Genomic DNA, 26,856 nt, shown 5'->3' on the forward strand with positions numbered 1-26,856 from the left:
AATCCTTTCAAGCAGTCGTCACCGAGGACGAACTGCGCGAACCCTCTTACCGGTTCGCGCGGGTGGCCGTCGGCTGTGGTGCCCACCGCTCCCGGCCCGGTATCCCCACTCCCCCTCCTTGGATACCGGGCATCCCCGCTGAGTGAGAGCCTTTTAGCCGTCCGCGGTCTTCACCCGATCCATGCAGGAGGCCGACACGCGCGATCCACTCGATGCGATCGACGTCACGCCGCACGACGTCGATCGGCTGTGTGCTGTCGACTCCAACGACGTCGATCCTGCACCCCGCCTCTCGTTCTCGCGCAACGTCTTCGTTCCGCTGACCACGGCGTGTCGGTACACCTGTACCTACTGCACGTACTTCGACCCGCCCGGCGAAGCCAGTCTGATGAGTCGCGAGGACGTCCGACAGGTGCTCGAAACCGGAGCCGACGCCGGCTGCACCGAGGCGCTGTTCACCTTCGGCGACAAACCCGACGACCGCTACGACGCGATCCACGACCAGCTCGATGAGTGGGGCCACGACTCGATCCACGACTACCTCTACGAGATGTGCGAACTCGCGCTCGACGTCGGGCTCCTCCCCCACAGCAACCCCGGCGATCTCCAGCACGACGAGATGGCGATGCTCGCCGAAGTGAACGCCTCGATGGGCGTGATGCTCGAAACCACCGCCGACGTCGGCGCTCACGCCGGCCCCCGACAGAAGACGCCCGAACAGCGCCTCGACACCATCCGTGCGGCCGGCGAGGTCGGGATTCCCTTCACCACCGGAATTCTGGTGGGGATCGGCGAGGACTGGGAGGACCGGGCCGAATCACTGCTGGCGATCCGCGAACTCAACGAGCAATACGGGCACATCCAGGAAGTGCTCGTCCAGCCCGTCGTCGAAAACGAGCGGTGGAACAGTCCGACGCCCGACGCCGAGATCCTCCGACGTGCGGTCGCGATGGCCCGCGTTGCGCTCCCGGAGGACGTCTCGATCCAGGTGCCGCCGAACCTCGCGCCCGTCCGTGAGGTGCTCGACTGCGGTGTCGACGACCTCGGTGGGGTGTCGCCCGTGACCGACGATCACATCAACCCCGACTACGCGTGGCCAGGCCTCGACGAGCTCGAAGCCATCGCGGGAGAGGCTGGCGTCCCACTAGACGAGCGCCTGCCGGTGTACGAGCGGTTCGTCGACGACGGCGGCTGGATCGACGAGCGCATCGAGGCGGCGCTCGCCGCCGACACCGTCCACGGCGAGCGCTTCCGATCGGTGCTCGAACACGGCGAGAACCCCGCCGGAGTCTAAGCCCACGTCAGCCTGATCCCGGTTGCGATCGGAAACACGGACACCTCGCCAGCTACCGGCGTCTTGCGGGTTCGCGTTCGCGCTCTTGATTGTCGTCGGAGCGCGACCGTGAATCGACTGGCTCCGGTGTCGGACTGTACCGATCGGTCCCGTCGTCGGCCGTCGATTCGTCGTCGAACTCGACGGTGAGCGGCCGTGCGAGTCGGGCAGCCGTGGTCGCGGCCAGATGCCGAGCCCGTGCTACCCCTCCCGGCTCCGACGGGGACTCGGTACGGAGTTCGCTGCCCTGCCGAACGAGGAGGTCACGGTCGTCGAGTTCGGCGAGCGCGTGATCGAGCGTCGCGTCGTCTGGGTCGAGCGCGTCGGACAGCTCTCGACGGGTGAGAGGTTGCTCGCGGAGCGTCTCGTCGACCTTCCTCGTGACGTAGTCGTGGTAGACGTCCCGGCCGTCGGGGCTCTCACCGTCGCCCTCGTCGATGAAGAGCCCCTCGTGACGGAGCGTCTGGACCGAATCGAGGGCGAGCCACCCGCCGACGGCCGCGAAAACCACCGGCAGCCACCACGTACCAGTGCCGCCAAGCACGAACAGGGCAACGCCGGAGAGCAACGCCATGAGACCGAAACCGAGGGTTCTGACTGTCTCGCGGAGATCGTACACCTCCGTCAGGAGCTCCGAAAGACCGAAAATTCCCGTCACCGTGAGGCCCGTCGCGGTCTGTGTCGCCGATCCGTCGAAGACCCACACGGAGATGGCGATGACCCCGAGCCACGCCAGTATCGCCCGCGAACTCACCCGCTCTCGAACCGCGACACGGACGGAGTCGGCCATCGATCCTCGGTTCTCTCTCAGTACAATTAACTCCCCGCCTCGCCGACCGTTTCGGATTGGCGAGCGAATAACGGCTCGTCGCTGAGCGGATCGGAACACTCCATGCGAACCGATCGTTCTTCCGGAATATCTCGGTTATTCAACACGCTTCGCCGTGGATGAGGGTGTGGTGAGGACACGAATGACCAACCACACGCGGCGCGAGTTGCTGAAACTGACCGGGGCGACGGCGGCGGCCGCGGTCGGCGTTCCGAGCGTCGGTCTTGCGCAGGACGACACGCCCGACATCGAGTGGACGGAGGCAGAGTCGCCGACCACGAAGACCCTGAACGGTGCGGTCGACACCGCCGAGGGGCCGTTCGCGGTCGGGGCCGGTGGCGACGTACTCGCGAGACGGAAGGACGGCTGGCAGAAGGTCGTCGAGTACGGCCCTCAGGCACGGAGCCGGCCGCTGACGGGTGTCGACGTGACCGACGACGGCAAGGCGCTCTGGTTCGTCGGCGGCTCGGGTGTGATCGGCGAGTATCGCGTCGACACTGAGACGCTCACGAACTACTCCGCGCCGAAGGAGAAGACGAGCACGTGGGAAGGCTGTGCGGTGCGGGGCACTGCGGGCGAGAACGAGCGGCTCTACTTCGTCAACGGTTCGGGCGAGCTACTGATCGGCGTCCGCCAGGAGAGCGGCGCAGTCAAGTACGAGGACGTGACCAAACCCGGCGGTGGCTCCACGATCCCGGCGATCGACTTCCACGCGCGGAAGAAGGGCCACGTCGTCTCGACCAGCCAGTTCGTCGCCGCGACGGGCGACGGCGGCATGAAATGGAACAAGATCGGGATCGACTTCGCTGGCGGGGCCTTCTTCGACGCCGCGAGCGTCGGCCCGAAGGACGTCAATGTGGCCGCCGGCGGCGGGATCGTCTACCGCTACGACGGGTTCCGATGGACGCCCCACGTCATCGATGGCGGCCGCCAGGCGATCCGGGCGATCGACCGCGACGGCGCGATGGGGCTCGCGGCAGGCTCGGGCGGAAAAGTCTACGAGCGCCAGTCTGCCGGCCAGTGGCGGCGATTCCAGGCGCCGGTCGAGACGAAGCTCAACGGCGTCGCGCGCACGGACACCTACGATGTGGCGGTCGGCGCTGGCGGGGTTATCGTCGAGCGCTCGGTCGATCGTGACGCCGAGCCACCGAGCGGCAACAAATCGGTGGTACGGTACGCGGAGGGTGCTGTCGAAGCGGCGTGGGACTGAGTTCGAAGGGGCCGGCTACGCCGAGCGAGTCGACGGCGAGCCCGAGGGATCACCGAGCTCGTCGTCCAACCCCGACCAGCAGTCCGCACACACCATCCGGATCGTCTCCTCGTCGCCGTCGGGCCCGCTTTCGTCGATCAGGACCGCCCGACAGTCGGGATAGTCCCGGGGACTGAGGTCGGTCTCACAGAGCGCACATTCCGTGCCAGCGGGGGTCGAGTCGGCGGGCGTCGCGTCGGCCGTCGACCCGTCGGAATCGTCCGTCATCGATCACTCCCCCTCGCCGAACCGGCCGCTGAGATCGTCCCAGCAGCCCCGACAGAGCCGGTAGGTACGTTCGTCCGCATCGCGTTCGAGGCGGATCGCCCACTGAGACTCGGCTTCGGTGTCACACTTCCCACAGATGTGTTCGGTCATTGCGTGTGGATCGGTACCTCGAAGCTTCGAGACGGACCGGTGTTATACCTTTGCTCCGCTCGATCGTCGAGGGCGATATAGCAACCGCTTAGTTCGACCGACGGAACTCCCCCGCATGACCAGTGTCAAGGAGTTCCGGATCGAGGAGCCCGCCACCGCCGACACGCCCGGCAGCGGGCGGTTCGTGTTCACCGACGCCTATTCCGTGTTCGACTGGGGGCAGATGCCCGACACCGTTCCCGAGAAAGGTCGCTCCCTCTGTGCGATGGGCGCGTACAACTTCGAACTGCTCGAAGCCGAAGACGTGCCGACCCACTACCGGGGTGTCGTCGATCCGACGGCCGACGAAACGGGTGGGGAGTCCGAGGCGGTCGAACTGGACGCCGTCGCGGCACCGCCCCGTGAGATGGCGATCGATCTCGTCCAGGTGCCGGATCTTCCCCCCGAAGACGGAAGCTACGACTACGAGACGTTCCACGCCGCAGCGGGCGAGAACTACCTCGTCCCGCTCGAAATCGTCTTCCGGAACAGCGTCCCGGTGGGATCGAGCCTGCGCTCGCGCCGCGATCCCGGCGAGGTGGGGCTCGGTGCGGCCGAGTGGCCCGACGACCCGGTCGATCTCCCGGAGCCGGTCGTCGAGTTCTCGACGAAGTTCGAGGAACAGGACCGGTATCTCACGCGCGAGGAAGCCGACCGGATCGCGGGACGGGCGGCGCTCGACGACCTCGCGGCGGTCGCACGCGAGGTCAACCGGATCGTGACAGATCGGGCCGAATCGATCGGGATAACCCACGAGGACGGCAAGATCGAGTGCTGTTACGTCGACGGCGAGGTCCGGGTCGCCGATGTGGTCGGCACGTTCGACGAGAACCGGTTTTCCTACGACGGCCAGCAGCTCTCGAAGGAGGTGCTCCGCCAGTACCACAAGCGCACGCAGCCGGAGTGGGTCGCAGCGGTCAGTGCTGCGAAGACCGAGGCCGACGAGCAGGGCGAGACCGACTGGCGTGCGCTGTGTGAGCGCGACCCCGAACCGCTCGCCGAGAGCGTGATCGACACCGCGAGCGATCTCTATACTGCGGGCGCGAACGCCTATCTCGATCGCGACATCTTCGACGCACCGGCGCTCGACGACGCGGTTGCGACTGTGCGTTCGCTCGGGAACTGAGAATCAATCGTCAGTCGTTAGTTGTCAGTCGTCGCTCGTTCCGGCCGGTTCGCCGGCGGGTGGTGTCTCCGCGTCGACCGGCCGATCCGGGTTTAGTCGTTCGATCTCGTCGGGAAGCCCGAGGGCGGCGTTCTCGCCGTTGCGGAGGTGGGTTCGGCCTCGACCGACGACGAGATCGTCTTCGAGGTGGAGCCGCACCGCTTCGACGAGCGCCTCGGCTTCGAGGGGCTGGCCGCGGCGTTCGAGATCGGCGACGGTGGCGTCGTCGGGCACGTTGAACGCGCGCTGGGTGATGATCGGCCCCTGGTCGAGGTCGGTCGTGACGTAGTGGGCGGTGACGCCCGCGACCCGGACCCCGGCGTCGAGCGCCTGGCGGTACGGCTCCGCGCCGGGGAAGGCGGGCAACAGGGAAGGATGGATGTTGATGATGCGGCTCTCGTAGCGAAACACCACGTTGGGACTCAGGATGCGCATGTAGCGCGCGAGCACCACGAGATCGACGTCGTGATCGGCGAGGACATCGAGCAACCACTCCTCGTCGGGCACGCCGCCCGCATCGCCGACATCGTAAAACGGCACGTCGTGAGCCTCGGCGATCGGCGCGAGGTCGTCGTGGTTCGCGACTACGACCCCGATCTCGGCGTCGGGATCGCCCGTCTCCCACGCGTCGAACAGCGCGTCGAGGCAGTGTGATTCCTTCGTGGCGAGCACCGCGACCTGTCTCGTCTCGCGATCGGCGGGGAATCGGACCTGAACGTCCATTCCCAGCTCCTCGCAGAGGTCGTCGAGCGCCCGGCGGAGGTCGTCCTTCGAGCCGTCCATCTCGCTCGTGTCGACCCGCATCGTCATCCGGAACAGGTCCTGACGAACCGCCTGATCGAGGTCCTCGATGTTCACGCCGCGCTCGAAGAGGAGCGAGGTGATCCGAGCGATGAGGCCGGTGTCGTCGTCGCCGATCACCGTGATCTCGGTGAGTCGTGGGTTCATCGCCACCACTGTGTGTCGGTCGTGTTCATTGGCGTCGTTTCGCCGAACGCGGGCGAAAACCCTTCGTTTGCAGCAGCACTCGCGGCCGAACCGATGCAGAAGGGTTTTCGCCGACCGCTCCGTTCCGCCGCTCATGACCGCCTACACCGCCGTCGTCACCGTGCGGCTGAAACGGGGCGTGCTCGATCCCGAGGCCGAGACCACCGCCCGCGCGCTCGAACGCCTCGGGTTCGAGCTGGAGGAGCTCCGCGCGGCCGATCGTTTCGAGGTCGATCTCGACGCCGCGAGCGAAGATGCGGCCGCAGAGCGCGCCGACGCGATGGCCGAACGCCTGCTCGCCAATCCGACCATCCACGACTACACCGTGGAAGTCGAGTCGCGATGACGGTCTCGGTCATCCAGTTCGGCGGCTCGAACTGCGATCGCGACGCGGTTCGCGCGCTCCAGGATGTTGAGATCGACGCCGAGCGGACGTGGCACGAGGACGGACTCCCCGAGAACCCCTCGGGGATCGTCCTTCCCGGTGGCTTTTCGTACGGCGATTACCTCCGGGCGGGCGCGATGGCCGGGCGCGCACCGATCATGGAGGCCGTCCGTGATGCCGCGAACGGGGGCATGCCAGTGCTTGGGATCTGCAACGGCGCGCAGGTCGGCTGCGAGACGGGCCTCACGCCCGGCGCGTTCACCACCAACGCGAGCGCGCGCTTCCAGTGCGAGCACGTCCACCTCCGGGTCGAGAACGCCGACACGCCGTGGACCCAGGCTTTCGAGCCGGGCGAGGTGATCGAACTCCCGATCGCCCACGGCGAGGGCCGATTCGAGATCAGCGAGGAACGTCTCGCCGATCTCGATCGCGAGGATCGAGTCCTCTTTCGGTACTGCGATGCCGACGGGAACGTGACACCGGAATCGAACCCGAACGGATCGACGGACGCGGTGGCGGGCGTGTGCGGCGAGCGCGAGTCCGTTGCCGTGTTGATGCCCCATCCCGAGCGTGCGACCCTGCCCGAGCTCGGCGGCACCGACGGGCGGGCGATCCTGCGCGGGTTCGCGGAGTAGCCACTCATACCGACCCCAGCGTTTTTCATCGGCAGCGCGGTATTAACTCACATGGGAGAGCGTGCGTGCTATCGCGCTGTCTGTCCGAACTGCGATCTTCAGGTATCGATCGCCGACGAGACCTGTCCGGGGTGTGGTGCGGACCTCGAGACCGACGGATGACGACGACGCATGGCCGAAATCAACGAAAGGGTGGATCAGCACTACCACCGGTTGGCCGTACCGTTAGGGTGTCATAGAACGGTTGGCATGGTTTTCGGATGTCGCTCAAGAGGTCCGCTACGGCCGGCTCTAAATATCGGTGATACTGGCTGCTTGTCAGACACCGTTTCTCGGACCGCTGGTGAGGTATGTGAAGTGTTCTATGACACCCTGCGTACCGTCGCTGGGATGACCGACGAGACGGTTCAGTTCTGACTGGTCGAGCGGACGTACTCCGACGACGAGCAGAACCCCATCATTCTGCCGGCGAGACGCCCGACGACGAGCACGACCTCCGGAAGGAGCGCGCCCTCCCGAGCGTTTCGGGACCGGGCCGCTTCGAGGACCGCCGGCTCACTGGGACTGTTGGGACTGTCGGACGGGGCGGCGCAGTCGAGTGAGGAGCACGCTGCCGTTCGTCGTTTCGACGGTGAGTTCGTGCGTGCCGTCGCCGAGCGTCCCGCGAAGCGTGTCCTTTGGCCCATCCCGTTCGAAGGGGAGATCGTCGACGTTGACGGTGCCGTTCTCCGTCGAAGCGACGACCGTCGCATCGAGATCGGGAGCTAGCGCCGCGATGACGGTTCCGTTTATCGACGAAATCGACACGTCGCCATCGATCGCGGGAACGGCCACATCGACCTCCCCGTTGGTCGTCTCAGCCCCGTCGAGACCGGTGATCCCGCGCGCACTGAGCGGGCCGTTCGTCGACGCCAGCGAGACGGACCCGTCGACATCGTTCGCCCTCGCCATCCCGTTCGTCGCTTCGAGGCTCACGTCACCGGCGACGTTGGTTGCGGTGGCGACGCCGTTCCCCGACGAAACCCTCTCGACGGCGACGCCTTCGGGCACCCCGATATCGAGGGAGATCGATCCGCCACCGAGGCCGAGAAACGAGCCGCCGCTTGTATCCGTGCTGATGTGGAGTCGATCGCCGTCGCGCGCCGTCTCGACGGTCAAGTCGTCGAGATCCGTAAACACCGATCCCGTCTCCTTGGTGCCGCGAACGCGAACCGACTCCGCGTCCGTTCGGCTCACCCTCGCATCGCCGCTGTCCGTCTCGACAGTGATCCGCGCTACATCCGTCCCGAGACCACGCTCGAACTCCGTCTGATCGGTGCCGAACGACATCGCACCGCCACAGCCGGCCGAGACGACCGAGAGACCGACCGCACAGGCACCGAGCAGCCGACGGCGAGTGAGGGGCAACGTCATCGTTCTCGGGTCATACTCCGCCAGTATCAGCTTTGTGTCGGTATCCGCGATACAACCCCTCCGATGTCGAGCCCACAACACTAACCGCTGGCCGTCCGTACTGCCGCCGGAATGACCGACGAGACGATCCGGGTCTGGCTGGTCGAGCGCACGTATTCGGACGACGAACAGAACCTCATCATCCTGACCTACGCGACGCCCGACGGCGAGCACGACTTCCGGAAGGAACGCGCCCTGCCGAGTTTTTCGGGACCGGGCCGCGAGACGACCGCCGCGCTCGATGTCGATCCGGGCAACCTCGGCGATGTCAGCGATCCCGAAACCCGCGAGCGCTACGCCAGCGAAGTGAGTCGAATGGCCGACGAACACGACCCCGACGACGCGATCTGACAGGATGTCGCTACCCAGCTACCGCGCCAGCGGCATCCCGTAGCTCTTCTCCCGTTCCATCACTGCCTTCCACGTCGCCTCGCACTCACAGGACACCTGCTCGAACACTGTGGGGTCCTGTCGCTTGTCGAAGTCCTTGATCGCGGTCTGAACCCGATCGTCGCACTCGCCGCAGTTGTGCGGGCCGCGATCCGAGCCGTGGCCGACCGGATCGGAGACCACGATCGCGTCGGCATCCGCGGTCGATTCGAGCACGTCGGCCACCGACCAGAGCCACGGTGGACGATAGCTCCCATCGTGATAGAGGTCCTCGACCATCGTGTGGCGCTGGACGTTACAGGGGTTCATCGACACGGTATGAGCGTGTTCGGCACACCGTCGGATCGAGGACTCCATGTCCGCGACCGCCTCGCTCTCGGTGAGGAAGGGCGGTTTCATCAGGAGGTAGGCTTTGATCCCTGCGCCCGCCGCGTCGGCCGCCTCGCTCGCCGCGACGAACTCCGAGAAGTCGAAGTACTTGTTCACGCAGTCGTGGCGCACCCGGTCGGTGGCGGTTTCGAGGCCGACCGCGATGTCGATCGCGAGGCCGCGGTCGGTGAAGTCGGCGAGGCGCTCGCGATCGACGAAATCGGGGAGTGATTCGACCACGATCCGCTCGCGGTCGGCGAACGTCTCGGCGATCGCGGCGCGGGTTTCGGGGGGGATCTCGCGCTCGTCGAGGAAGCTCCCGGAGGTGTAGATCTTGACGAGCGGGCAGGGTTCGTCGGCGTTCTCTTGCTCGTGATCGAGACAGACTTCGAGCTGGTCCATGAGCGCGTCGTGGGGGACTGTGCCACCCTCGACCGATTCCGCGACGTAGCCACACATGGTGCAGCCGCCGGCGCGCGCCCACCGACAGCCGCCGGCGTTCAGAATGATCGTGAGCGACTGGCGAACGCCGTCGGGCGTGTTGTCCTCATCGAGCCAGACCCGGGTGGGTTCGTGGGGATCGTAGGTCTGATCGTTGCGCGCGCGGATTCGGCGCATGGCCGCGTTGTGGGCGTCCATCCCCTTGCCCTGCTCGTAGACCTCGGGATCGGGCGTACTGCTCATTGCCGGTGCTACCCGATCGAGCGGCAAAACCCTGCCGTCCGCCGGCTCAGTCGAACCACGTCGCCATGAGCACCTCGTCGACGTACTCCTCGTCGACCAGGTAGTGTTCGGCGTGGACGGCTTCGCGTTCCCAGCCCGCGCTTTCGAGGAACGCGACGGCCTCGTCGTTCGTCGCCGGCAGCGCCTGGTAGATCTTGTGGTAGCCGACCGACGCCGCCCAGTCGAGGGCGTGTTCGAGGAGCGCCCGACCGATGCCCTGTCGGCGACGCTTGGCGACGACCCCGACGGTGAGTTCGGCGGTGTGGCTGAGTTTCTCGACGTCGAGCGCGTCGACGTGGACCCACCCGACCACCTGTTCGTCGTCATCGTCCTTGCTGCCGTCGTCCTCGCCGCCGCCGTCCTGGTCGGTCTCGTCCGTGTCCGCCGTGTCCGTTTCGCCGGCGTCCTCGCGTTCGGTCGCGACGAAGAACGTCCGTCGGCGGTCGTCGTGGCGCAACAGCGCGCTCTCGCGGTCGATCGCCTCCCCGACGGTCTCGGCGCGGATGTGGGTTCCCGCGGCCGTGACTCGTCCGATCACGTCGGTGATTCCTTCCATGTCTTCTTGGTGGGCGGGACGGATCGTCACCGGCCCGTCAGCGGTGTCGAGTTCGGTGGTTTCGGCCTCCCACGCGACCCTGAGCTTGCCGTCGTGCTCGTCGAGGTGGCCCGCCTCGATCAGCGCGTCGACGTGCTCGCGGAACTGTGCGGCCGGGAGGCGGACGCGTTTGGTCGGCAGTGCCGACCGTGGCGGTTTCGATCCGGGCCGGTCCTCCGCGACCCGAACCTCGTTTCTGAGCACTTCGGGTCGAACCGCGCCGTTCCGCTCGACGTACTCGTAGAGCCGCCGTCGCACGTCATCATCGAACGTCTCCGGTTCGGTCGTCGCGCTCATACCGTGAAAAACACGACTCTCCCCCTTAGCTGTTGGCCGCGTTCGGTCCGGCGTGGCTCCCGCCATGGAGAACCGTCCGAATCGAGTGGGCGACGAATGGCAAAGCGAAAGTGGCCGAACGAGGTAGATGCGTCATCCATGGGTGACGGCACAGGACGAGGCTATCGGCGATCGGAGGGTTCTCGCGGGCTGTACCCGTGGTTCGTTTCGGCGTGGGTCGACAGGTACGGGCCGCCGATGGTGGCTCTCGCGTCGACCGTCCTGAGCTGGGTGACCGTGCAGGTGCCGCTGGGGTCGGCGCGAAGCTTCTCGGGTCTCGAACTCTGGCCCGGTCGCGGTGTCGCAGTCGTTGCTGTCGTCGTTCTGTTTCTCTCGTGGCGGCTTCGGGGCTGGGTGGGTGCGTGGTGTCGCTTCGCGGGCGGTGTCGCCATCATCGGATTGGTTTTCCTCCAACTGGGCTCGAACGAATGGGTCAAACAGCAGGTCATCGGGTCGGCTGCCGATGCAGGTAACCCTCTTGCCGAGGGAAGTGCCTCGGCGTTTGCCGTCACACCCGGTATCGGTCTGGGAGTGGCGCTGCTCGCCGGTGTGTTCCTGCTGTTCGTGGAGTACTACCGCTGGCAGATGACCTCGACCTGATGAGCGGCTCGAACGCCGCTTCCAGCATCGACTGGCTGGTCATAACGGCCCGTAGCTCACGGTGGGGCGAAGTAAATCGGTCGGTCGGGGTCGGCGACTCGCTCGGTCCTATCGCTCCTCGACGTGACGGACCGTGACGGCGACGCCGCGGGTGCCCTCGGCCATCGCGGAGCCGTGCATCGCCGCGCGGCCGACCGCGAACGCCTTCGGTCCCTCGACGACGACCTCGTCGCCGACCCGGATTTCATCGCTCGCGTCGACGATTCCCGGTGCGAGCACGCTGCCGTGCGGGACGAACCCGTCGATCTCCACTCGCTTCGTGGGGGCGTCGCTCTCGACCCACCGGCGGGCACCCGCGAGCGTCAGAGAGAGCGTGCCGTACTGCGGCACCATCGTCGCGAGGTGGTCGTCTTCGTCACCGTCGGCCCCTCGAACCCGGAGTTTGGGGTAGAAGCTCTCCGTGGAGATCTCTCCAAATAGCGCGTCGCCCGCCCGCGGCCCGAACTGGTAGTCCGCGATCGCGCGGACGGTGTTGTGCTGGCGCTCGCGTTTGGAGTATTTGAGCTCGCCGTCGAGCGCGTCGTCGAGCGCCGCGAGCGAGTCCGTCGTCGTCGGATGGTCGCTGACGGTGTACGTGAAATCGATCCCGAGCGAGTCTTCTACGCGTTCAGTTATCGGGCGGTAGTCCTCGGGAACGTGGGCGATCACCTGGGGGTACTCGTTGCGTTCGAGATAGGCTTCGAGCACGCTCGCCACGAACTCGATCTCCCCGGCGGTCCACTCGCCCGTCACGACCGAATCGTAGTGCTGGGCCGGGTACGTGCATTCGAGTTCCTGGGGCACGACGCCGATCGGCGAGGTCATCGACACCGTGTGCGCCCGGAACCCGATGGCGCTGTGGAACTGTTCGTGGCTCTGGGACTCGCTGTACGGCTTCGTCGCCGAGCACGGCACGAGGACGAGCGGGTTGTCGAATCGATTGTGATACCGGGTCGTGACCCGCTCGGCGAAGCGTTGAATCTCGGCCCGTCGAAGGGTCTCCTCGCTCGTGGCCAGCAGTTCGGCGCGTCGGATCACGGGCGTGCGTGCTTCGAGATACGCGTACTCCTGGTCGAGTCGTCTGAGCGCCGCCGTCAGCCACCCCTCGTGGCGGGCCTGGCCTTCGAGATAGTCCCGAAGCCGTCCTCGACGGATCCGCTCGCGAACGGTCGACAGTTCGGCTTCGAGGACGGTCGCGTTGTGGCTCGCACAGTCCTCGCGGTCGAACTCGCCCCGCTCCACCTGGCAGGCCGGGCACGCACACGGCAGCTCGGTGAGGTCTTCGAGGAAGTGTTCGCCGTCCGAAGTGAGGTATTTCCCTTGGGTTCCCTTCACGACAGCACGATCGCTGTCGAGGAGATCGACGCCAGCGTACGCGAGCAGCGCGGCGTTCGCGGGTGTCGCTACCCCTGGTAGGTAGAGCGCCGTGTCGTCGGGGATCGCTCTCCGTACGGCGACGATCGCCTCCACGAACGCGCGGGCGTGGCCGACGATTCCCTGAGCGTCCGAGAGCACGTAGGCGTCGGTCCCGTGGTCGGTCGCCGTTTCGGTCGAGACGACTGCGGCACTCGGCGCGTCGATGTCGGGGTACTCGGGAGCGAACGCACCCGCGACCTCCTCGGGGGTGCCCGCCGGGAGCGCGCGATGCGGGAGGACGGTCAGGTGCTCGGAGTCGCCGGTCGGCGTCTCGCGTTCTTCCGGCCAGCGGCTGCCCGCGTCCGCGAGAATCTCGTCGCAGAGTGCGGGCGTGGTAAGTGGATCGTCGAGGCGCACCTCCCCGATCCGGGCCGCCCCATCGCGGTCGTGAACCTCGAAGGATTCGGTCATTGGTCCGTTTCGCCCGCCGCGTCGTATTCGTCCATCGATTCGAGCGGCACCGTCGCGACGCGCTCGGGAACTTCTTTGAGCGCGCTCGCCGGCCACTCCCGATGGGCGAGCGTGAACCCGGTGTCGGGGTTCGATTCGGCGAGGCGGGTGATTCCCTCGGCGGCTGCCTCGTAGCTCTCGCGGTCGGTGCGCTCGGGCACTTCGGCAGTGAGCGGGTACGTCTCCGAGAGGTGTCGCGGGAACGGGCCAAAGGGCGGGACTACACGCCACGACTCGTCGTACTGGCTGTTTTCGCCGCCCTCAGTGAGCAGGACATCGCCTTCGGGAGCCAGCCGTGCGAGACGGTCGTGGTGGCGGCGGACCTCGGGTCGGCGGGCGCTCTCCGCCGAGAGGTGGAAAAAGGCGCTCTTCGAGGCCGGATCCGAACTCTCCAGCCGATCGGCGTGATCGAGCAGCGCACGATACCCGTCGAGCATCGCGGGATGGCCCCGTGCGCGCACCTCGACGAGTTCGAGGAGGTTGCCGCGGCGGATCGCCTGCTTGATCCGACGGAGTTCGCCGAAGCTCACGTGGAGGTTGTGTTCGGCGAGGCGTCGCTCGCGTTCGTCGTCACCGAGATCGCGGAGCTCGGCGGGTGTGTTGGCGACACAGATCGGACACTCACAGGGCAGGTAGTCGAGCTCTGCGAGGTGTTCGGTGCCGCGAACCGTCAGATAGCGATCGTCACGAGCGTAGAGCGCGTACGCCGCGGAGTCGAACAGGTCACAGCCCGCCGCGACCGCGAGCGCGAACATCATCGGGTGGCCCGCGCCGAACAGGTGGACTGGAGCCCCTGCACCGAGCCCGCGCTTCGCCGCGGTGACGATCTCGACCACGTCATCGTAACGGTAGGCGTTCAGCAAGGGGACCGCCGCCCCGACCGGGAACACGTCGAGACCCGTGTCGCGGGCGTGTCGCCCCGCGTCCTCGCGGAGGTCGGGATGGGTCGAGCCCTGGACGGGAGCGTTCACGAGCATCTCGCCGGTCTCGACCTCCCGGGCGCGTTCGAGCCGGTCCTGGGTCGTCGAAAGCTCGCGTTCCGCCTGATCCCGGCCCGCATCGGGCGGTGTCGGGATGTCGATCGGCGTGCCGATGTCTGAGCCGATCTCGTACTGGAAGTCGAGGATCTCGGGCGTCGTGACGTCGATCTCGCCGTACTCGGCGAGCTGAAAGGACCCGGAATCGGTCATGATCGCCCCCGAGAAATCGAGGAGATCGTGAAGTCCCATCGACAGCGCGGCCTCGCGGAGATCGTCGCTCTGCGAGAGGATGTAGCCGTTCGTGATCAGGATCTCCACACCGAACTCCTCTTCCAGCCGTGACGGCGCGATCGTCTGAACGTGGGGGTTGACGACCGGCATCAGCGCGGGCGTCTCGACCGTGACGCCCGAGCGCGGGACGGCGAGCTCGCCGATCCGGCCCGCAGCGTCCGCCGTCCGTTGCTCGAAAACTCCACTCATTCCTGTTCAAAACCGCTGGCGTGCGCCTAAGGATTGCGTTCTCCGTACCAGCACTTGTTGAGGTGTTTGTAATCGCCGACGGTGTTGAGAGCGATTCGACTGTTGTTACCGTGATCGCGACCGCTACTGATGACGGCACAAATGAGTACCGCAAGCCACGAGAGTCGGGCGTCTTCGACGCCCTCCCGCGCGCCAACTCCATTCCAGCAACCCGGCTCAGTCGTCGGCAAACCGTTCGTGATAGAGCAGACAGAGCGCGGAGCGGCCGTCACGGAGGTCGCCGGCGGCGAGCCCATCGAGGAGTTCGTCGCGGGTGGTCGTCTCGACGCGGATCGACTCGTCGTCATCGAGGCGCTGTTCGCCAGCCGGTCGACAGCCGCGCGCGACGAAGTGGTGATGGACCGAGTTCGCCAGTCCGTTGAGCGGCTCGACGGTCGTGATGTGGTCGAACTCGTCGGCCACGTAGCCCGTCTCCTCTTCGAGTTCGCGCCGTGCCGCGGTCGCGAGATCGTCGTCATCGGGCTCGACGGTGCCGGCCGGGAGCCCACGATTCACCCGTCCGACGGCCTCACGCCACTCCTCGATCACGACCACTCGATCGTCGGGCGTCAGCGCCAACACTACGACTGCGGCGGGCTCGTCGACGTAATCGAAATCGGTCTCGGTCCCATTGGGGAGTTCGACGGTCTCGGTGACGATATCGAACCCCGGACACGAGTACGCGATATCGGCGTCGCGGGTCGCCCACGCGAGCGGGTCGTCCATGCGTTCTCGACCACGGACCCGAGAATAAACGTTGTCGTCGGTTCCGATCAGTCGTCGATGGCGTCCGCCGTGGCCGTCTCGGACGGCTCACCCATCGAGCCCGCGACGTCCTCGCGCTCCACGCCGTCGAACTCCAGCACGAACTCGGGGCCGAACGCCGATGCCGGCGTCTGGAAACCAGGCGCGACCTCGCCGGCCGCCACCCGCCGCGCCGACTCGACGGCGGTCCGTGCGGTCAGATCGTAGGTGTCGGGGGTTTCGAGGCGGGCGGCGAGGCGTTTGCCCTCGTCGTTCTCGACTTCGGCCCACACCCGGGTGGTGCTCCGTGCGCGCTCGGCGGCGGTCGGCCCCGAAACGGTCGCATCGATCACCGCATTCAGCGCGCGCTGGACCGCAGACGAGCCGAACACGGGTGTGAGCGCTCCCGTCCGCCGCATCATCGCGACCGCGAGCCGCGGAACGGTGGCGTAGGTCTCGACGTTCGGGATCCCGGTGGTGTAGTACGCCGTCGCGACATCGCCCCACGGGATCGTCACCGCGGGTTTCGGCCCCACGCCGAGGTCGATCCGGCGGGTCTTCCACGCCGGCGGCACGCTTTCGATCTTGCCGTCGATCCGCGCCGCGCCCGATCGCGAGAGCCCCTCCACGATGGATTTCAGGGTTCCCGGTGAGAACGTCCCCATCCCATCGATCGCGAGCCGGAGCTGCGTCGAGGAGGGGAGCCGGCTTTCGAGATACGCCGCGAGGCAGTCGGTGGGGACGACGTCGAAACCCACCCCCGGCAGCAGCGTCACGTCGGCCTTCTCGGCCTCGCGGTCGCGCTCGGCGAGAGCTTCGAAGGCGGCGATCTCGCCGGTGATGTCGAGGTAGTCCGTACCGCTCCGGAGACACGCCTCGACCATCGGCTCCGCGGTCGCCGAGAACGGCCCCGCACAGTTCAACACCGCGTCGAACTCGTCGAGGTGAGCTTCGATCACCGCGGGATGGTCGAGGCTGAACACACGGTGATCGAGACCGCGGTCGGTGGCCTGTCGCTCGACCGGCTCTGCACGCCGGCCCGCGAGCGTCGGCGAGAGTCCCTCCTCGGTCGCCGTCTCGACGATCAACGCGCCGGTGTAGCCGTACGATCCGTAGATCAACAGCTCGTCGGTCATAGTTCTCCCATCGGGCGGCGGCGATAAAACTCACGCGGCCGTTCGTGGCGCGATTGTCGGAACGAATGCGACCTTTCTTGTAGTAGTCTTCGGTAGCCGGTAGCACGTCGCTCGAACGACCCAACGCCGAGTATCGACGGACATGCCGATCGTGTCGTCGTCGAGGGGTCGGCGGCCGAGCATGCACACCGTCAGCGAACACCCGAAACACAATATATGGCAGAGACACCCACACAGGAGTCCGACACAGCACCGACCGTGGACGACGACACACCGGAAGCGTACCGGGAACTGCTCGATCGCACCAAACGGCTGGCCCATCTCGCCGATGTCGGCGGGGTGCTCCACTGGGATCAGCAGGTGACGATGCCGGATGGCGGCGCACCGGCGCGGGCAGCCCAGCAGTCGGCGCTGTCGAGTCTCACACACGAGTACCTCACCGACGACGAGACCGGCGACCTCCTCGATGGGGCGGTCGAGGCCGAGCTCACCGATCCCCAGGCGGCGGTCGTCCGCGAGACTCGCAGGGACTACGAGCAGGCGACCCGGGTGCCAGGCGAGTTGGTCGAGGAGATCACCAGGACGGGCTCCGAAGCCCAGCAGATCTGGCAGGACGCGAAGGCCGACGACGAGTTCGCGGCGTTCGCCCCCACGCTCGAAACCCTCCGGGACCTCCACGTCGAGCGCGCCGAGCACATCGATGCTGACCGCGACCCTTACCGCGTGATGTTCGAGGGAGTCGATCCCGACCTCCCGCTCGATCGGGTCGAGGCGATCCTCCACGATCTCCGCGACGAACTCGTTCCGCTGATCGAGGACCTCCAGTCCCGCGATCCCGACCTCGCGGACCCGTTCGCCGAGGGGAGCTTCGACGAGGACTCCCAGGAAGCACTCTCGCGGGCGTTCCTCGACGATCTCGGCTACGACTGGGATCGCGGTCGCCTCGACACCTCGCCACATCCCTTTACTGTGGGCTCCCAGCACGACTGCCGGATCACGACTCGCTTTCGGGACGAGGATCCTTTCGGGGCGGTGCTGGCGACGATCCACGAGTTCGGCCACGCCACCTACGAACTCGGCCTTCCCCAGGAACACTACGGAACCCCGCTCGGCCAGTCCCGGGGCATCGTCCACGAGTCCCAGTCGCGGTTCTGGGAGAACCACGTCGGCCGGACGAAAGCGTTCTGGGACCGCTACGCCGACACGGTGAACGAGCACTTCGGGACCGAGGCGAGTCCACAGGACCTCTACGAGGCCGCGAATCGAATCTACCCCGACAACCTGATCCGGGTCGAGGCGGACGAACTCACCTACCATCTCCACATCATCCTTCGAGCGGAGATCGAGAAGGCGTTCGTCGCGGGCGAGCTGGACGTTGAGGAAATCCCGACGGCGTGGAACGACAGGATGGAGGAGTATCTCGGAGTCCGGCCCGACACGGACACCGAGGGTTGTCTCCAGGACATCCACTGGACCGGCGGGTTCGCGAGCTTCCAGTCCTACACCGTGGGAAGCGTGCTCGCCGCCCAGCTCGACGCCGCACTCCGGGAGGACCTCGACGAGGACGTGGACGAACTGATTCGGGCGGGTGAGTTCGAGCCGCTCCACGACTGGATGACCGAGCACGTCCACCGCCACGGCCAGCGGTATCCCGCGGACGAACTCATCGAGCGTGCCACCGGCGAGCCCCTGACAGCCGAGTACTTCGTCGACTACGCCGAGGCGAAGTTCGGCGACCTCTACGGCTCCTGACCGGCAGAACGACCATCACCGTATCGCTCAGCTGAACACACCGACGCCACGCCAGGTCCTGACCGACGACCTAGCCAACGACTGCGCAGCCGACTCCATCGAACGGCGGCTGTCGCTCTCGGCGGGCTACTCGTACTCGTAGAACCCGCGGCCCGTCTTCTTGCCGAGGTTGCCCGCCTCGACCTTTCGTTTCAGAAGGTACGCCGGCGTGTAGCGATCGCCCAACTCCTCGTGGAGCGTCTCGGTGGCGTCGAGACAGATGTCGAGACCGATGTGATCGGCGAGCTCCAAAGGGCCCATCGGCACGTTCGTCCCGAGTTTCATCCCGCGGTCGATGTCCTCCTTCGTCGCGACACCCTCGTCGAGAGTTCGGACTCCCTCGTTGATCCACGGCATCAGGATGCGATTCGAGACGAAGCCCGGCTTGTCGTCGGACTCCCACGTCTCCTTGTCCAACTCCTCGGCGAAGTCGTGGGCCAGTTTGGTCGTCTTCTCACCCGTGCGCTCGCCGACGACGACCTCGACGCCGTCCATCACCGGGACGGGGTTCATGAAGTGGACGCCGACGACGAGTTCCTGCCGATCGGTCGCGCTCGCGATCGATGTGACCGAGAGCGTGCTGGTGTTGGTCGCGAGCACCACGTCGTCGGGCACCGTCTCGTCGAGATCGGTGAAGATGTCCTGTTTGATTGCCATCTCCTCGACTGCGGCCTCGATCACGAGATCACAGTCGGCGAGATCGTCGAGCTCCGTGGTGCCCGTGATGCGCTCGCGGGTCGCCGTCGCCCCGTCGTCGGACAGCTTCTCGCCGTCGACGAGCCGATCGAGACTGCTGTCGATCGCGTCGAACCCCTTCTCGACGAACTCCTGTTCGATGTCGCGCATCACCACGTCGTACCCGGCGGTGGCGGCGACCTGAGCGATGCCGTTGCCCATCGTCCCCGCGCCCACGACGCCCACCCGCTCGACGGAATCGAGTTCGCGCATATCCCCGCTCCGGGCGGCCCGCTCGTAAGCCTGCTGGACCGTCGCCTGCACCCGGAGGAGACGAGACGAACCCCGGGCTCCGCGCGCTACGCGGCGTGCAGTCGGTCGAGCGCCTCGACCATCGCCTCGACGCTCGCGCGAGTGATGTCGGCGTCGCTCGCGGCGACCGATACTGACTGTGCGTCACGGCTCATCTCGACTTCGACCGTGACGACCGCGTCGGTGCCACCGGTGATCGCGTCGACGTGATAGGAGTCGAGCGTCGCGTCACCGCCGGGCCCGAGCGCCTCGCGGACGGCCCCCACCGCGGCGTCGACGGGGCCGCTGCCGGTGCCGCTCGCGGTGCGCTCGTCGCCGTTGATCCTGAGTCTGACGCTCGCGGTCGGCGTCCCGCTGCCGCTCGCGGCCGTGAGATCGAGGAGTTCGACCCGGCGCTCGCGCTCGCGGCCTTGGACCGATTCCGCGAGTGCGAGCACGTCGGCGTCGGTCACGCGCTTGTCCTCGCCGAGATCCGTCACGCGGTCGGTGATTGCGGCGAGTTCGTCGGCAGTTACGTCGACATCGTGTTCTTCGAGCGCCGCTTCGACGCCCGCGCGGCCGGCGTGTTTGCCGAGGGCGAGCCGGCGCTCGCGGCCCACCGTCTCGGGTGGATAGGGCTCGTACATCGCCTCGTCTTTGAGGGTGCCGTCGGTGTGGATGCCCGACTCGTGGGTGAACGCGTTCTCGCCCACGACCGCCTTGTTGGGTGCGAGCGCGATTCCTGTGGCGTCGGCGACGGTGCGGGCGAGGTCGTAGAGGAGGGTGGTATCGACGGTCTCGACCCCGTACCCATGCGCGAGCGCGATCGCAACCTCCTCCAGAGCGACGTTGCCCGCACGCTCGCCGACCCCGTTGACGGTCGCGTGGACGAGATCCGCGCCGGCCGCCACGCTCGCGAGCGCGTTCGTCACCCCCAGCCCGAGATCGTCGTGGGTGTGGGTGCTCGTCGGACCGCACTCGGCGAGGGTCGAAACCACCTCGACCGTGCGCTCGGGCGTCGCGTGCCCGACGGTATCACAGTAACACACCCGATCCGCGCCGGCATCGAACCCCGCACGGGCGAGCCGCGAGAGGAAGTCGATGTCGGCGCGGGAGCCGTCCTCGCCGAGGAGTTCGACCCAGAGGCCGTGATCGCGGGCGTACTCGACGAGCTCGACCGCGTCCGCGAGCACGTCCTCGCGAGTCGAGTCGACTTTTCCCTCGATGTGGCGGTCGCTCGCGGGCACGACGAGGTTGATCCCGTCGACATCGCAGTCGAGCGCGAGATCGACATCGCGGCGGATCCCGCGGCAGAAACTCGTCACTCGGGCGTCGAGGTTTTCTCCTGTTACCCGCGAGATCGCCTCGCGCTCGCCCGCACCGGTGCAGGCGCTGCCGGCCTCGATGACCGACACGCCGGCCCGATCGAGCTGCCGCGCGATGTCGACCTTCTCGTCGGGCGCGAGGGACACCCCTGGGGCTTGTTCGCCGTCGCGGAGCGTGGTATCGAGAAACTGTACGTCAGCGTCGGAGAGCGGAGTGGTTTCGGGGAGGCCCCCGAATAAATCGGTCACTGGTCATGATAGCCACTCGCACCGCCGCGCGGTAGACTCTTAAAGGGGTGCCTTCCGACAGATGTTGCTGTCCGGGCGAGTCGAACTGTGGCCGACTATCGTGTCCTCCGCTCTGGTCGCGGTATGGTTGCGGTGGCGCGCGGGAGCGGAGCGCGGCGCGACTCGTGCGAGGGATGAGCGAAGGAGCGAAATGACTGAGCGAATCGGCTGGGGAGGGTGTGGCCTACGGTTCTCAGTTGCGTCAGGATTCGTCGTGGACGAGTCGGCCGTCGCAACAAAACCCATGAGTATCCGATGTAGCGATGTACTCAAACCCCTCCGAGACGCAAAACGGACATGAAAAAGACGCCCGCCGGCACGTCGGTCGGCGTCGATGACCCCTACTCGTTCGTCGAGCGATGCGACCACCTCACCGACGACGGCCGGTGTCGGTACGCCCTCGAACACGCCGAAAGCGCGTCCCGGAGGGACGCGAAACGGTCGAGCAGGGCGGGGCGCGAGCGAAGCGAGCGCCCCGGGGTGAGCGGGGAGGAACGACCCGCGAACGGGCGACGTCGTCCGAAAGGCGGAGCCTTTCGGGATGACGAGAGACAGCCCGGCCGTCTCTCGAACCACCCGCGAGACGGAGATCCCGGGTTCGCCGCCAAGCGCCGAGCCGACGACTTCCGTTGTCCGGCGGCCGATCCCGCCGGCGACTGGGACTGGCCGGACTGCCCCCATTTCCGGGCGCGAAACCACTCCCGGGAGTGCGCGCGGTGTGGAATCGACGAACGCCGGATGACCCACTCCGACGAACGGCCGCTGCTCGAAGAACACCACCTCTCGTACGCCGACACCAGCGACGGCGAAAATCGTAACAGCGATGGTACAGACGACGAACCGAGCCACGAGATCACGGTCTCCCTCTGCCGGTGGTGTCACGCCAAGATCCACAACTCGTGGGCGCGGCTCGGTGACGACGCCAGTCCCGATCCTGAGGCGATCGCCGCACGTGAGGGACGGCGGAGTCGCGAGCAGGACGAATTCGGCTTCTCGTCGGCGGCTGACCGGTACGACGACGAGTGAACCGGACGACCGCTGAATCGATACCGGGATCCGTGACGCAGCTGTGACGACTCGATTCCACCGACTGAGCACGCCAGAGCCCTTACTTCTATCCCGTACCACGAACGCGCATGAGTCGTTCGACACCCCACCTCGGCCATGTCCATCTCAAGGTCCGTGACGTCGAGCGCGCGGTCGCGTTCTACACCGACGTGTTCGACCTCGACGTGAGCGATCGCCACGGCCCGTTCGCGTTCCTCACCTTCGGCGACCATCACCACGACGTCGCCCTCCAGGAAGTCGGCTCCGACGCCGCCGGGACGGAATCGGATATCGGTCTCTACCATGCTGCGTTCGAGGCCGAGAGCCGCGAGGCACTCAAGCGGATCTACGAAACGCTCGACGAGCGCGGCGTCCGGGTCGATCCGATCGATCACGGCATCAGCGAGGCGCTGTACTTCGACGATCCCGACGGTAACGGGCTCGAAGCCTACCGCGACACCCGTGCGGAGAACGACCGCACCGAGTGGCAGGGAATGAACGAACCGTTCGATCCGACGGCGCTCTGAGAACTCGATGAGCGGGCGGGACGGCGAGCGACCGAAACGGTGAAATCCGCTTTCAGGGCCAGAGGCCGCGCGCCTCGTGTGCCTCGGCAAGCCGGCGGAGCGCGACGATGTAGGCGGCGTCGCGCCACGTCGCGTCGTGGTCGTCGAACGCCGCGCGGACGTCCTCCCACGCGGTCAGCATCTCGGCTTCGAGCTCCTCGTTGACCTCCTCCAGCGACCACGCCCGACGGTTGATGTCCTGGAGCCATTCGAAATAGGAGACGGTGACGCCGCCGGCGTTGGCGAGGATATCGGGAACGACCGGAATCTCCCGCTCCTCGAAAATCTCGTCCGCCGCGGTCGTGGTCGGGCCGTTCGCGCCTTCGACCACGATGTCGGCTTGGACGTCGCCGGCGTTCGCCTCGGTGAGGACGTTGCCGATCGCGGCCGGAATCAACACGTCGACATCGAGTTCGAGGAGTTCGGCGTTCGTGATCGCCTCGGCCCCTGGATAGCCGGTGACCGCCTCGGGCTGTTCCTCGTGCGAGCGCACGTCACTGGTGTCGAGACCGTCGGGGTCGTAGATCGCCCCGTTGACGTCCGAGACCGCGACGATCGAGGCTCCCCAGTCGTCGAGCTGGCGGGCGGCGTTCGCGCCGACGCTGCCGAACCCTTGGACTGCGATCGTGGTTTCGGCCAGCGGTCGATCGTAGTACTTGCACACCTCGCGCGCGACGATCGCGACGCTCTGGCCAGGGGCCTCCTCGCGACCGTAGCTCCCGCCGACGACGGGCGGTTTGCCGGTGACGACGCCGGGGATCGTCTCGCCCTCCTGCATCGAGTAGGCGTCCATGAACCACGCCATCGTCTCGGCGTCGGTGCCCATGTCGGGGGCCGGGATGTCCCGCGTCGGTCCGATGACGTTCCGGAGTTCCTGGGCGAACCGCCGGGTGAGTCGCTCCTTTTCGTCGCCGGAGAGCGACTTCGGGTCGACCACGATTCCGCCTTTCGCGCCGCCGAAGGGGAGATCCATCACCGCACACTTCCACGTCATCCACATCGAGAGCCCGACGCACTCCTCGTCGGTGACGCCGGGATGATAGCGAAGGCCGCCCTTGTAGGGCCCGCGAACGCTGTCGTGCTGGGCGCGGTAGCCCGTAAAGACCTCGACGGTGCCGTCGTCGCGCTCCATCGGCACCGACACCCGGTGGACCTGGGTCGGGTTCGACAGTCTGGTGACGACGTTCCGATCGATGTCGAGCTGCGCGGCCGCGCGTTCGAGCTGGTGTTCGGCGGTCTCGCGCGCTGATTCGGGCTCCTCTTCGTCCTCTCTCTCGTCGGTCTCGGCGGTTGCTGCCGCCATTTCAGCGATTCCCTCGCCAGTGGCTGTCGGCTGCTGTGCGCGCCGCGGTGCTGTCGGCAGTCTGCATTGGCTCGGCTCACGGGCTGCATCTTAATAATACTGATGCTATTACGACATACCTGTGCATACTGTTCAATATTAGGACCACGGGACGACGTATCGTTCCCCTTGTTCGGGCGGTTTCAGGGGGCTTTTAGGCGACTCTCACCAACAGCCAGCAATGACACGAATCGTCGTCGTCGACAACCACGGCCAGTTCACGCATCTCGAGGGCCGGGCGTTGCGCGACATCGGCGTCGAGACCGAGATCGTCGACAACACCACCGCACCTGACGAGATCGACGCCGACGGGCTGGTGCTCTCTGGCGGTCCGTCGATCGACGAGAGCGGTCGGTGTGACGAGTACCTCGATCTCGGTGTCCCGGTTCTCGGGATCTGTCTGGGGATGCAGGTCATCGCGGACGAGCTCGACGGAGCGGTCGGTGCCGGCGATTACGGTGGCTACGCCGACGTCACGGTCGACATCGACGATGCCGACGATCCGCTCGTGGGATCGCTTGCGCCCGAAACCCGGGTCTGGGCGAGCCACGCCGACGAGGTGGTCGAACTTCCCGAAGGGTTCGTCCGGACGGGCAGAAGCGACGTCTGTGACATCGAGTCGATGAGCGATCCCGACCGCGGACTCTACGGCGTCCAGTGGCATCCCGAGGTCGCCCACACCGCGGAGGGCGAGGCGGTCTTCGCAAACTTCCGCGCCATCTGTGAGTCCTAACCTGCCGGCGAGTAGTGGGGTTTTACCTGCTCTCGTGTGGTGTCACCGCCAATGACGGCCACGCAGGGCGACCTCGCGGCGCTCTCGCGGTACGTGTTCCGCGCACCGCGGTGGTACGCGAGTCTGGGGTTCGCGTTGGTGGTCGCCGCGCTCGCGGGCGTCGTGGCGTTCGACTCGCGGTTCGTTCTCGAAGACGCGTGGCAAGGGGTGTTCTTCATCGGCATCCCGACCGTCGTGGCGGCGGTGCTCACACCACCGGTCGACCGCCGGCTCGGTGGGCAGCTCACGCCGAACCGTGCCTCCCTGCTCGCGCTCGTGTCCGAGCTCCTCCTCGTCGTCGTGCTCGTCGTGGCGGGGCTCGTCGCGCTGCTCACGCCGCTCGGTCAGGGGTTCGTCTTCGACGCGCTGACCATCGGGCTGGCGGCGGTGTTCGCGCTCCGATTGCTTGCCGTGATGGCGATCTCGCGCAAATCGCTGCTCGCCGCGAGCGTTCCCGCGAGCATCCAGACCGCGACGGTCGCGCTCCTCGTGTTCGTCTACAGCGGTACGATGCGGTTCGTCGAGGTCGGCGGCCCGCTGGTGCGCTCGTTTCTCTCCCGACCGACGCGTGGCCCCGCGGAGTTCCAGGCGGTCGAACCGCTCGACTTCGCGCTGCTCGGGCTGACCTGCGCCCTCTACGCCGTCGGCGTCCGAGTGTTCGTCGCCGCAATCGACCGGCCGTGGCGACGGAGCCTCGGCGTGAGCATCCTCGATTTCCTCCGTGGGTTCGTCGGCCACATCGCCGAGGGAACGAGGGAGCTGGAGGTGTTCTTCGAGTCGCTCGGCGAGGAGGCGATCGTTCCCGTCTCGGTGCTTTCGGCCCGCCGGCCCGACGGCACCGAGAAAGCGCGGTTCGTCCTCCCGATGATCCATCCCGGACCGATGGGTGAGATCGGTGGCGGCAACCTCCCCGAGCGGGTCGCCGAGAGCGCCGACGGGCTCGGTTTCCCGCCACACGCGACCGCCGGCCACGACTTCAACCTCGTGACCGAACGCGAAGTCGATACGGTGCTCGACGCGGTTTCGCGCGCCCACGAGCGCATCGAGTACACCGAGACTGCGACCCCGAGTCGGCGCGCGACCGTCGGCGAGGCCACCGTGACCGGCCACGCCATCGGTGACAGCGCGCTGCTCGTGGCGACGTACGCCCCGGGATTCGCCGACGACATCGACTACTCCGTGGGACTCTCGACGGCCGCGGAGGCACGCTCACGCGGGCTCGCCGACGTGATGCTCGCCGATGCGCACAACTCCAACAACGGGCTCGACGGCCCTGATCTCGGTCACGTGGTTCCCGGCAGCCAGCGGTCGTTCGATCTGATGGAGGCCGCCGGGAGGCTCGCCAGCGATCTCACCGACGCACCCCAAGCGACCCTCGAACTCGGGGTCGCGTGGGACGAGACGCCGTGGGAGCCCACTGACGGCATCGGCCCGCTCGGCATCCGTGTCGCGGTGTTCGACGTCGGCGGTGACACCACCGCCTACGTGCTGATCGACGGCAACAACATGGAACCGGGCCTCCGCGATGCGATCGTCGATTCCCTTCCTGTGGACACCGCCGAGGTGCTCACCACCGACACTCACGTCGTGAACACCGTCGACTCGACCAACCAGGTCGGCGGCGCGATCGACCGCGACGAACTCAGGGCACGGATCGAGACCCTCGTCGGTGACGCGCTCGACGATCGCGAACCCGTCGCCGCCGGGATGGCGACCGAGCGCGCCCGCGTCACGGTGTTCGGCAACGACCGGACCGAGGCGCTCGCCAGCCACGCCAACGCGATGATCGGGATGGGCGGCGCGCTCGCCGCTGCCCTCGTCCTCGCGTTGATGGCGGTGAGCGTGCTCCTCTTTTTCGTCGCCTGAACCTTTTTACTGCGGGGGGGGGGGGGGGGGGGGGGGGGGGGGGGGGGGGGGGGGGGGGGCCCCCGGCGGGGGGGGGGGGGGGGGGGCGGGGGGGGGGGGGGGGGGGGCGCGCGAGGTGCAGGGGGGGGAGGGGGGGCCGGGGCC

Annotated in this window: 25 protein-coding genes and 1 pseudogene; 12 read left to right on the forward strand and 14 right to left on the reverse strand. The window is 67.0% G+C overall.

What is annotated here, in order from left to right:
• The first annotated feature begins 181 nt into the window (after nucleotides 1–181).
• Nucleotides 182–1,294, forward strand: a complete 1,113-nt coding sequence (gene cofG, locus PHA81_RS17045) for a 7,8-didemethyl-8-hydroxy-5-deazariboflavin synthase subunit CofG (RefSeq protein ID WP_005039270.1) — start codon at nucleotides 182–184, stop codon at nucleotides 1,292–1,294.
• Between the two features lie 52 nt (nucleotides 1,295–1,346).
• On the opposite strand, the gene PHA81_RS17050 is transcribed toward cofG, so the two are convergent.
• Complete coding sequence (locus PHA81_RS17050; RefSeq protein ID WP_005039268.1) at nucleotides 1,347–2,123, reverse strand: hypothetical protein; 777 nt, start codon at nucleotides 2,121–2,123, stop codon at nucleotides 1,347–1,349.
• A gap of 181 nt (nucleotides 2,124–2,304) precedes the next feature.
• On the opposite strand from PHA81_RS17050, the gene PHA81_RS17055 reads away from it, so the two are divergent.
• Nucleotides 2,305–3,372, forward strand: coding sequence for a hypothetical protein (locus PHA81_RS17055; protein ID WP_005039266.1), 1,068 nt, complete (start codon nucleotides 2,305–2,307; stop codon nucleotides 3,370–3,372).
• A 15-nt stretch (nucleotides 3,373–3,387) separates the two neighbouring features.
• Here the strand turns inward: PHA81_RS17055 and PHA81_RS17060 are convergent, their stop codons facing one another.
• On the reverse strand, nucleotides 3,388–3,639 hold the full coding sequence (locus PHA81_RS17060) for a hypothetical protein (protein WP_005039263.1): 252 nt from the start codon (nucleotides 3,637–3,639) through the stop codon (nucleotides 3,388–3,390).
• A 3-nt stretch (nucleotides 3,640–3,642) separates the two neighbouring features.
• Complete coding sequence (locus PHA81_RS17065; RefSeq protein ID WP_161606936.1) at nucleotides 3,643–3,789, reverse strand: hypothetical protein; 147 nt, start codon at nucleotides 3,787–3,789, stop codon at nucleotides 3,643–3,645.
• A gap of 115 nt (nucleotides 3,790–3,904) precedes the next feature.
• On the opposite strand from PHA81_RS17065, the gene PHA81_RS17070 reads away from it, so the two are divergent.
• Complete coding sequence (locus PHA81_RS17070; RefSeq protein WP_005039261.1) at nucleotides 3,905–4,954, forward strand: phosphoribosylaminoimidazolesuccinocarboxamide synthase; 1,050 nt, start codon at nucleotides 3,905–3,907, stop codon at nucleotides 4,952–4,954.
• A 24-nt stretch (nucleotides 4,955–4,978) separates the two neighbouring features.
• Here the strand turns inward: PHA81_RS17070 and PHA81_RS17075 are convergent, their stop codons facing one another.
• Entirely contained in the window at nucleotides 4,979–5,941 is a 963-nt protein-coding gene (locus tag PHA81_RS17075) for a formyltetrahydrofolate deformylase (RefSeq protein WP_049909783.1), read from the reverse strand.
• 133 nt (nucleotides 5,942–6,074) lie between these two features.
• On the opposite strand from PHA81_RS17075, the gene purS reads away from it, so the two are divergent.
• Together purS and purQ are read left to right on the forward strand one after the other, a co-directional pair.
• Nucleotides 6,075–6,326: a phosphoribosylformylglycinamidine synthase subunit PurS gene (gene purS, locus PHA81_RS17080; protein WP_005039256.1), complete on the forward strand. Its 252-nt coding sequence runs from the start codon at nucleotides 6,075–6,077 to the stop codon at nucleotides 6,324–6,326.
• A complete protein-coding gene (gene purQ, locus PHA81_RS17085) occupies nucleotides 6,323–7,000 on the forward strand; it encodes a phosphoribosylformylglycinamidine synthase I (RefSeq protein WP_005039255.1) in 678 nt (225 codons plus the stop codon). Before purS ends, purQ begins: the two co-directional genes overlap by 4 nt.
• A gap of 555 nt (nucleotides 7,001–7,555) precedes the next feature.
• On the opposite strand, the gene PHA81_RS17090 is transcribed toward purQ, so the two are convergent.
• Complete coding sequence (locus PHA81_RS17090) at nucleotides 7,556–8,413, reverse strand: DUF4097 family beta strand repeat-containing protein (RefSeq protein ID WP_005039250.1); 858 nt, start codon at nucleotides 8,411–8,413, stop codon at nucleotides 7,556–7,558.
• Nucleotides 8,414–8,524: 111 nt separating this feature from the next.
• On the opposite strand from PHA81_RS17090, the gene PHA81_RS17095 reads away from it, so the two are divergent.
• Nucleotides 8,525–8,803 (forward strand): hypothetical protein, encoded by a 279-nt coding sequence (locus PHA81_RS17095; protein ID WP_005039248.1) that lies wholly within the window; start codon nucleotides 8,525–8,527, stop codon nucleotides 8,801–8,803.
• 18 nt (nucleotides 8,804–8,821) lie between these two features.
• Here PHA81_RS17095 and PHA81_RS17100 read toward each other — a convergent pair whose 3' ends face one another.
• Together PHA81_RS17100 and PHA81_RS17105 are read right to left on the reverse strand one after the other, a co-directional pair.
• Nucleotides 8,822–9,895, reverse strand: coding sequence for an archaeosine biosynthesis radical SAM protein RaSEA (locus tag PHA81_RS17100; protein WP_005039246.1), 1,074 nt, complete (start codon nucleotides 9,893–9,895; stop codon nucleotides 8,822–8,824).
• Nucleotides 9,896–9,941: 46 nt separating this feature from the next.
• Nucleotides 9,942–10,826, reverse strand: coding sequence for a GNAT family N-acetyltransferase (locus PHA81_RS17105; RefSeq protein ID WP_005039243.1), 885 nt, complete (start codon nucleotides 10,824–10,826; stop codon nucleotides 9,942–9,944).
• A 138-nt stretch (nucleotides 10,827–10,964) separates the two neighbouring features.
• On the opposite strand from PHA81_RS17105, the gene PHA81_RS17110 reads away from it, so the two are divergent.
• The gene (locus PHA81_RS17110; RefSeq protein WP_005039241.1) at nucleotides 10,965–11,465 is read left to right on the forward strand and encodes a hypothetical protein; all 501 of its coding nucleotides are present in this window, start codon (nucleotides 10,965–10,967) and stop codon (nucleotides 11,463–11,465) included.
• Between the two features lie 108 nt (nucleotides 11,466–11,573).
• On the opposite strand, the gene arcS is transcribed toward PHA81_RS17110, so the two are convergent.
• From arcS to PHA81_RS17130, 4 genes are all read right to left on the reverse strand, one after another.
• Nucleotides 11,574–13,331 carry an archaeosine synthase subunit alpha gene (gene arcS / locus PHA81_RS17115; protein WP_273837667.1) on the reverse strand — a complete coding sequence of 586 codons (1,758 nt, stop codon included), beginning with the start codon at nucleotides 13,329–13,331 and terminating at the stop codon, nucleotides 11,574–11,576.
• On the reverse strand, nucleotides 13,328–14,830 hold the full coding sequence (tgtA, locus tag PHA81_RS17120; RefSeq protein ID WP_005039237.1) for a tRNA guanosine(15) transglycosylase TgtA: 1,503 nt from the start codon (nucleotides 14,828–14,830) through the stop codon (nucleotides 13,328–13,330). The genes arcS and tgtA overlap by 4 nt, the downstream gene beginning before the upstream one ends.
• A 216-nt stretch (nucleotides 14,831–15,046) precedes the next feature.
• Nucleotides 15,047–15,595: an NUDIX hydrolase gene (locus tag PHA81_RS17125; protein ID WP_273837670.1), complete on the reverse strand. Its 549-nt coding sequence runs from the start codon at nucleotides 15,593–15,595 to the stop codon at nucleotides 15,047–15,049.
• Between the two features lie 47 nt (nucleotides 15,596–15,642).
• A complete protein-coding gene (locus tag PHA81_RS17130; RefSeq protein WP_005039231.1) occupies nucleotides 15,643–16,749 on the reverse strand; it encodes a saccharopine dehydrogenase NADP-binding domain-containing protein in 1,107 nt (368 codons plus the stop codon).
• Nucleotides 16,750–16,965: 216 nt separating this feature from the next.
• On the opposite strand from PHA81_RS17130, the gene PHA81_RS17135 reads away from it, so the two are divergent.
• Entirely contained in the window at nucleotides 16,966–18,501 is a 1,536-nt protein-coding gene (locus PHA81_RS17135) for a carboxypeptidase M32 (RefSeq protein WP_005039229.1), read from the forward strand.
• Between the two features lie 126 nt (nucleotides 18,502–18,627).
• On the opposite strand, the gene PHA81_RS17140 is transcribed toward PHA81_RS17135, so the two are convergent.
• Nucleotides 18,628–19,488, reverse strand: coding sequence for a 3-hydroxyacyl-CoA dehydrogenase NAD-binding domain-containing protein (locus tag PHA81_RS17140; protein WP_005039228.1), 861 nt, complete (start codon nucleotides 19,486–19,488; stop codon nucleotides 18,628–18,630).
• A gap of 86 nt (nucleotides 19,489–19,574) precedes the next feature.
• Nucleotides 19,575–21,080: a (R)-citramalate synthase gene (locus PHA81_RS17145; RefSeq protein WP_049909782.1), complete on the reverse strand. Its 1,506-nt coding sequence runs from the start codon at nucleotides 21,078–21,080 to the stop codon at nucleotides 19,575–19,577.
• Between the two features lie 627 nt (nucleotides 21,081–21,707).
• On the opposite strand from PHA81_RS17145, the pseudogene PHA81_RS17150 reads away from it, so the two are divergent.
• Together PHA81_RS17150 and PHA81_RS17155 are read left to right on the forward strand one after the other, a co-directional pair.
• Nucleotides 21,708–22,145: pseudogene (locus tag PHA81_RS17150) on the forward strand (hypothetical protein); the annotation flags it as partial.
• Between the two features lie 110 nt (nucleotides 22,146–22,255).
• Nucleotides 22,256–22,693 carry a VOC family protein gene (locus PHA81_RS17155; protein WP_005039218.1) on the forward strand — a complete coding sequence of 146 codons (438 nt, stop codon included), beginning with the start codon at nucleotides 22,256–22,258 and terminating at the stop codon, nucleotides 22,691–22,693.
• Nucleotides 22,694–22,745: 52 nt separating this feature from the next.
• On the opposite strand, the gene gdhB is transcribed toward PHA81_RS17155, so the two are convergent.
• Nucleotides 22,746–24,035, reverse strand: a complete 1,290-nt coding sequence (gene gdhB / locus PHA81_RS17160) for a glutamate dehydrogenase GdhB (protein WP_005039216.1) — start codon at nucleotides 24,033–24,035, stop codon at nucleotides 22,746–22,748.
• Nucleotides 24,036–24,255: 220 nt separating this feature from the next.
• On the opposite strand from gdhB, the gene PHA81_RS17165 reads away from it, so the two are divergent.
• Both PHA81_RS17165 and PHA81_RS17170 read left to right on the forward strand, forming a co-directional pair.
• Entirely contained in the window at nucleotides 24,256–24,807 is a 552-nt protein-coding gene (locus tag PHA81_RS17165) for a GMP synthase subunit A (protein WP_005039213.1), read from the forward strand.
• 51 nt (nucleotides 24,808–24,858) lie between these two features.
• The gene (locus PHA81_RS17170; RefSeq protein ID WP_005039211.1) at nucleotides 24,859–26,712 is read left to right on the forward strand and encodes a DUF2070 family protein; all 1,854 of its coding nucleotides are present in this window, start codon (nucleotides 24,859–24,861) and stop codon (nucleotides 26,710–26,712) included.
• Nucleotides 26,713–26,856 lie beyond the last annotated feature (144 nt).

This window comes from Halococcus sp. PRR34 (genome assembly GCF_028617175.1).
Classification (GTDB): Archaea; Halobacteriota; Halobacteria; order Halobacteriales; family Halococcaceae; genus Halococcus; species Halococcus salifodinae.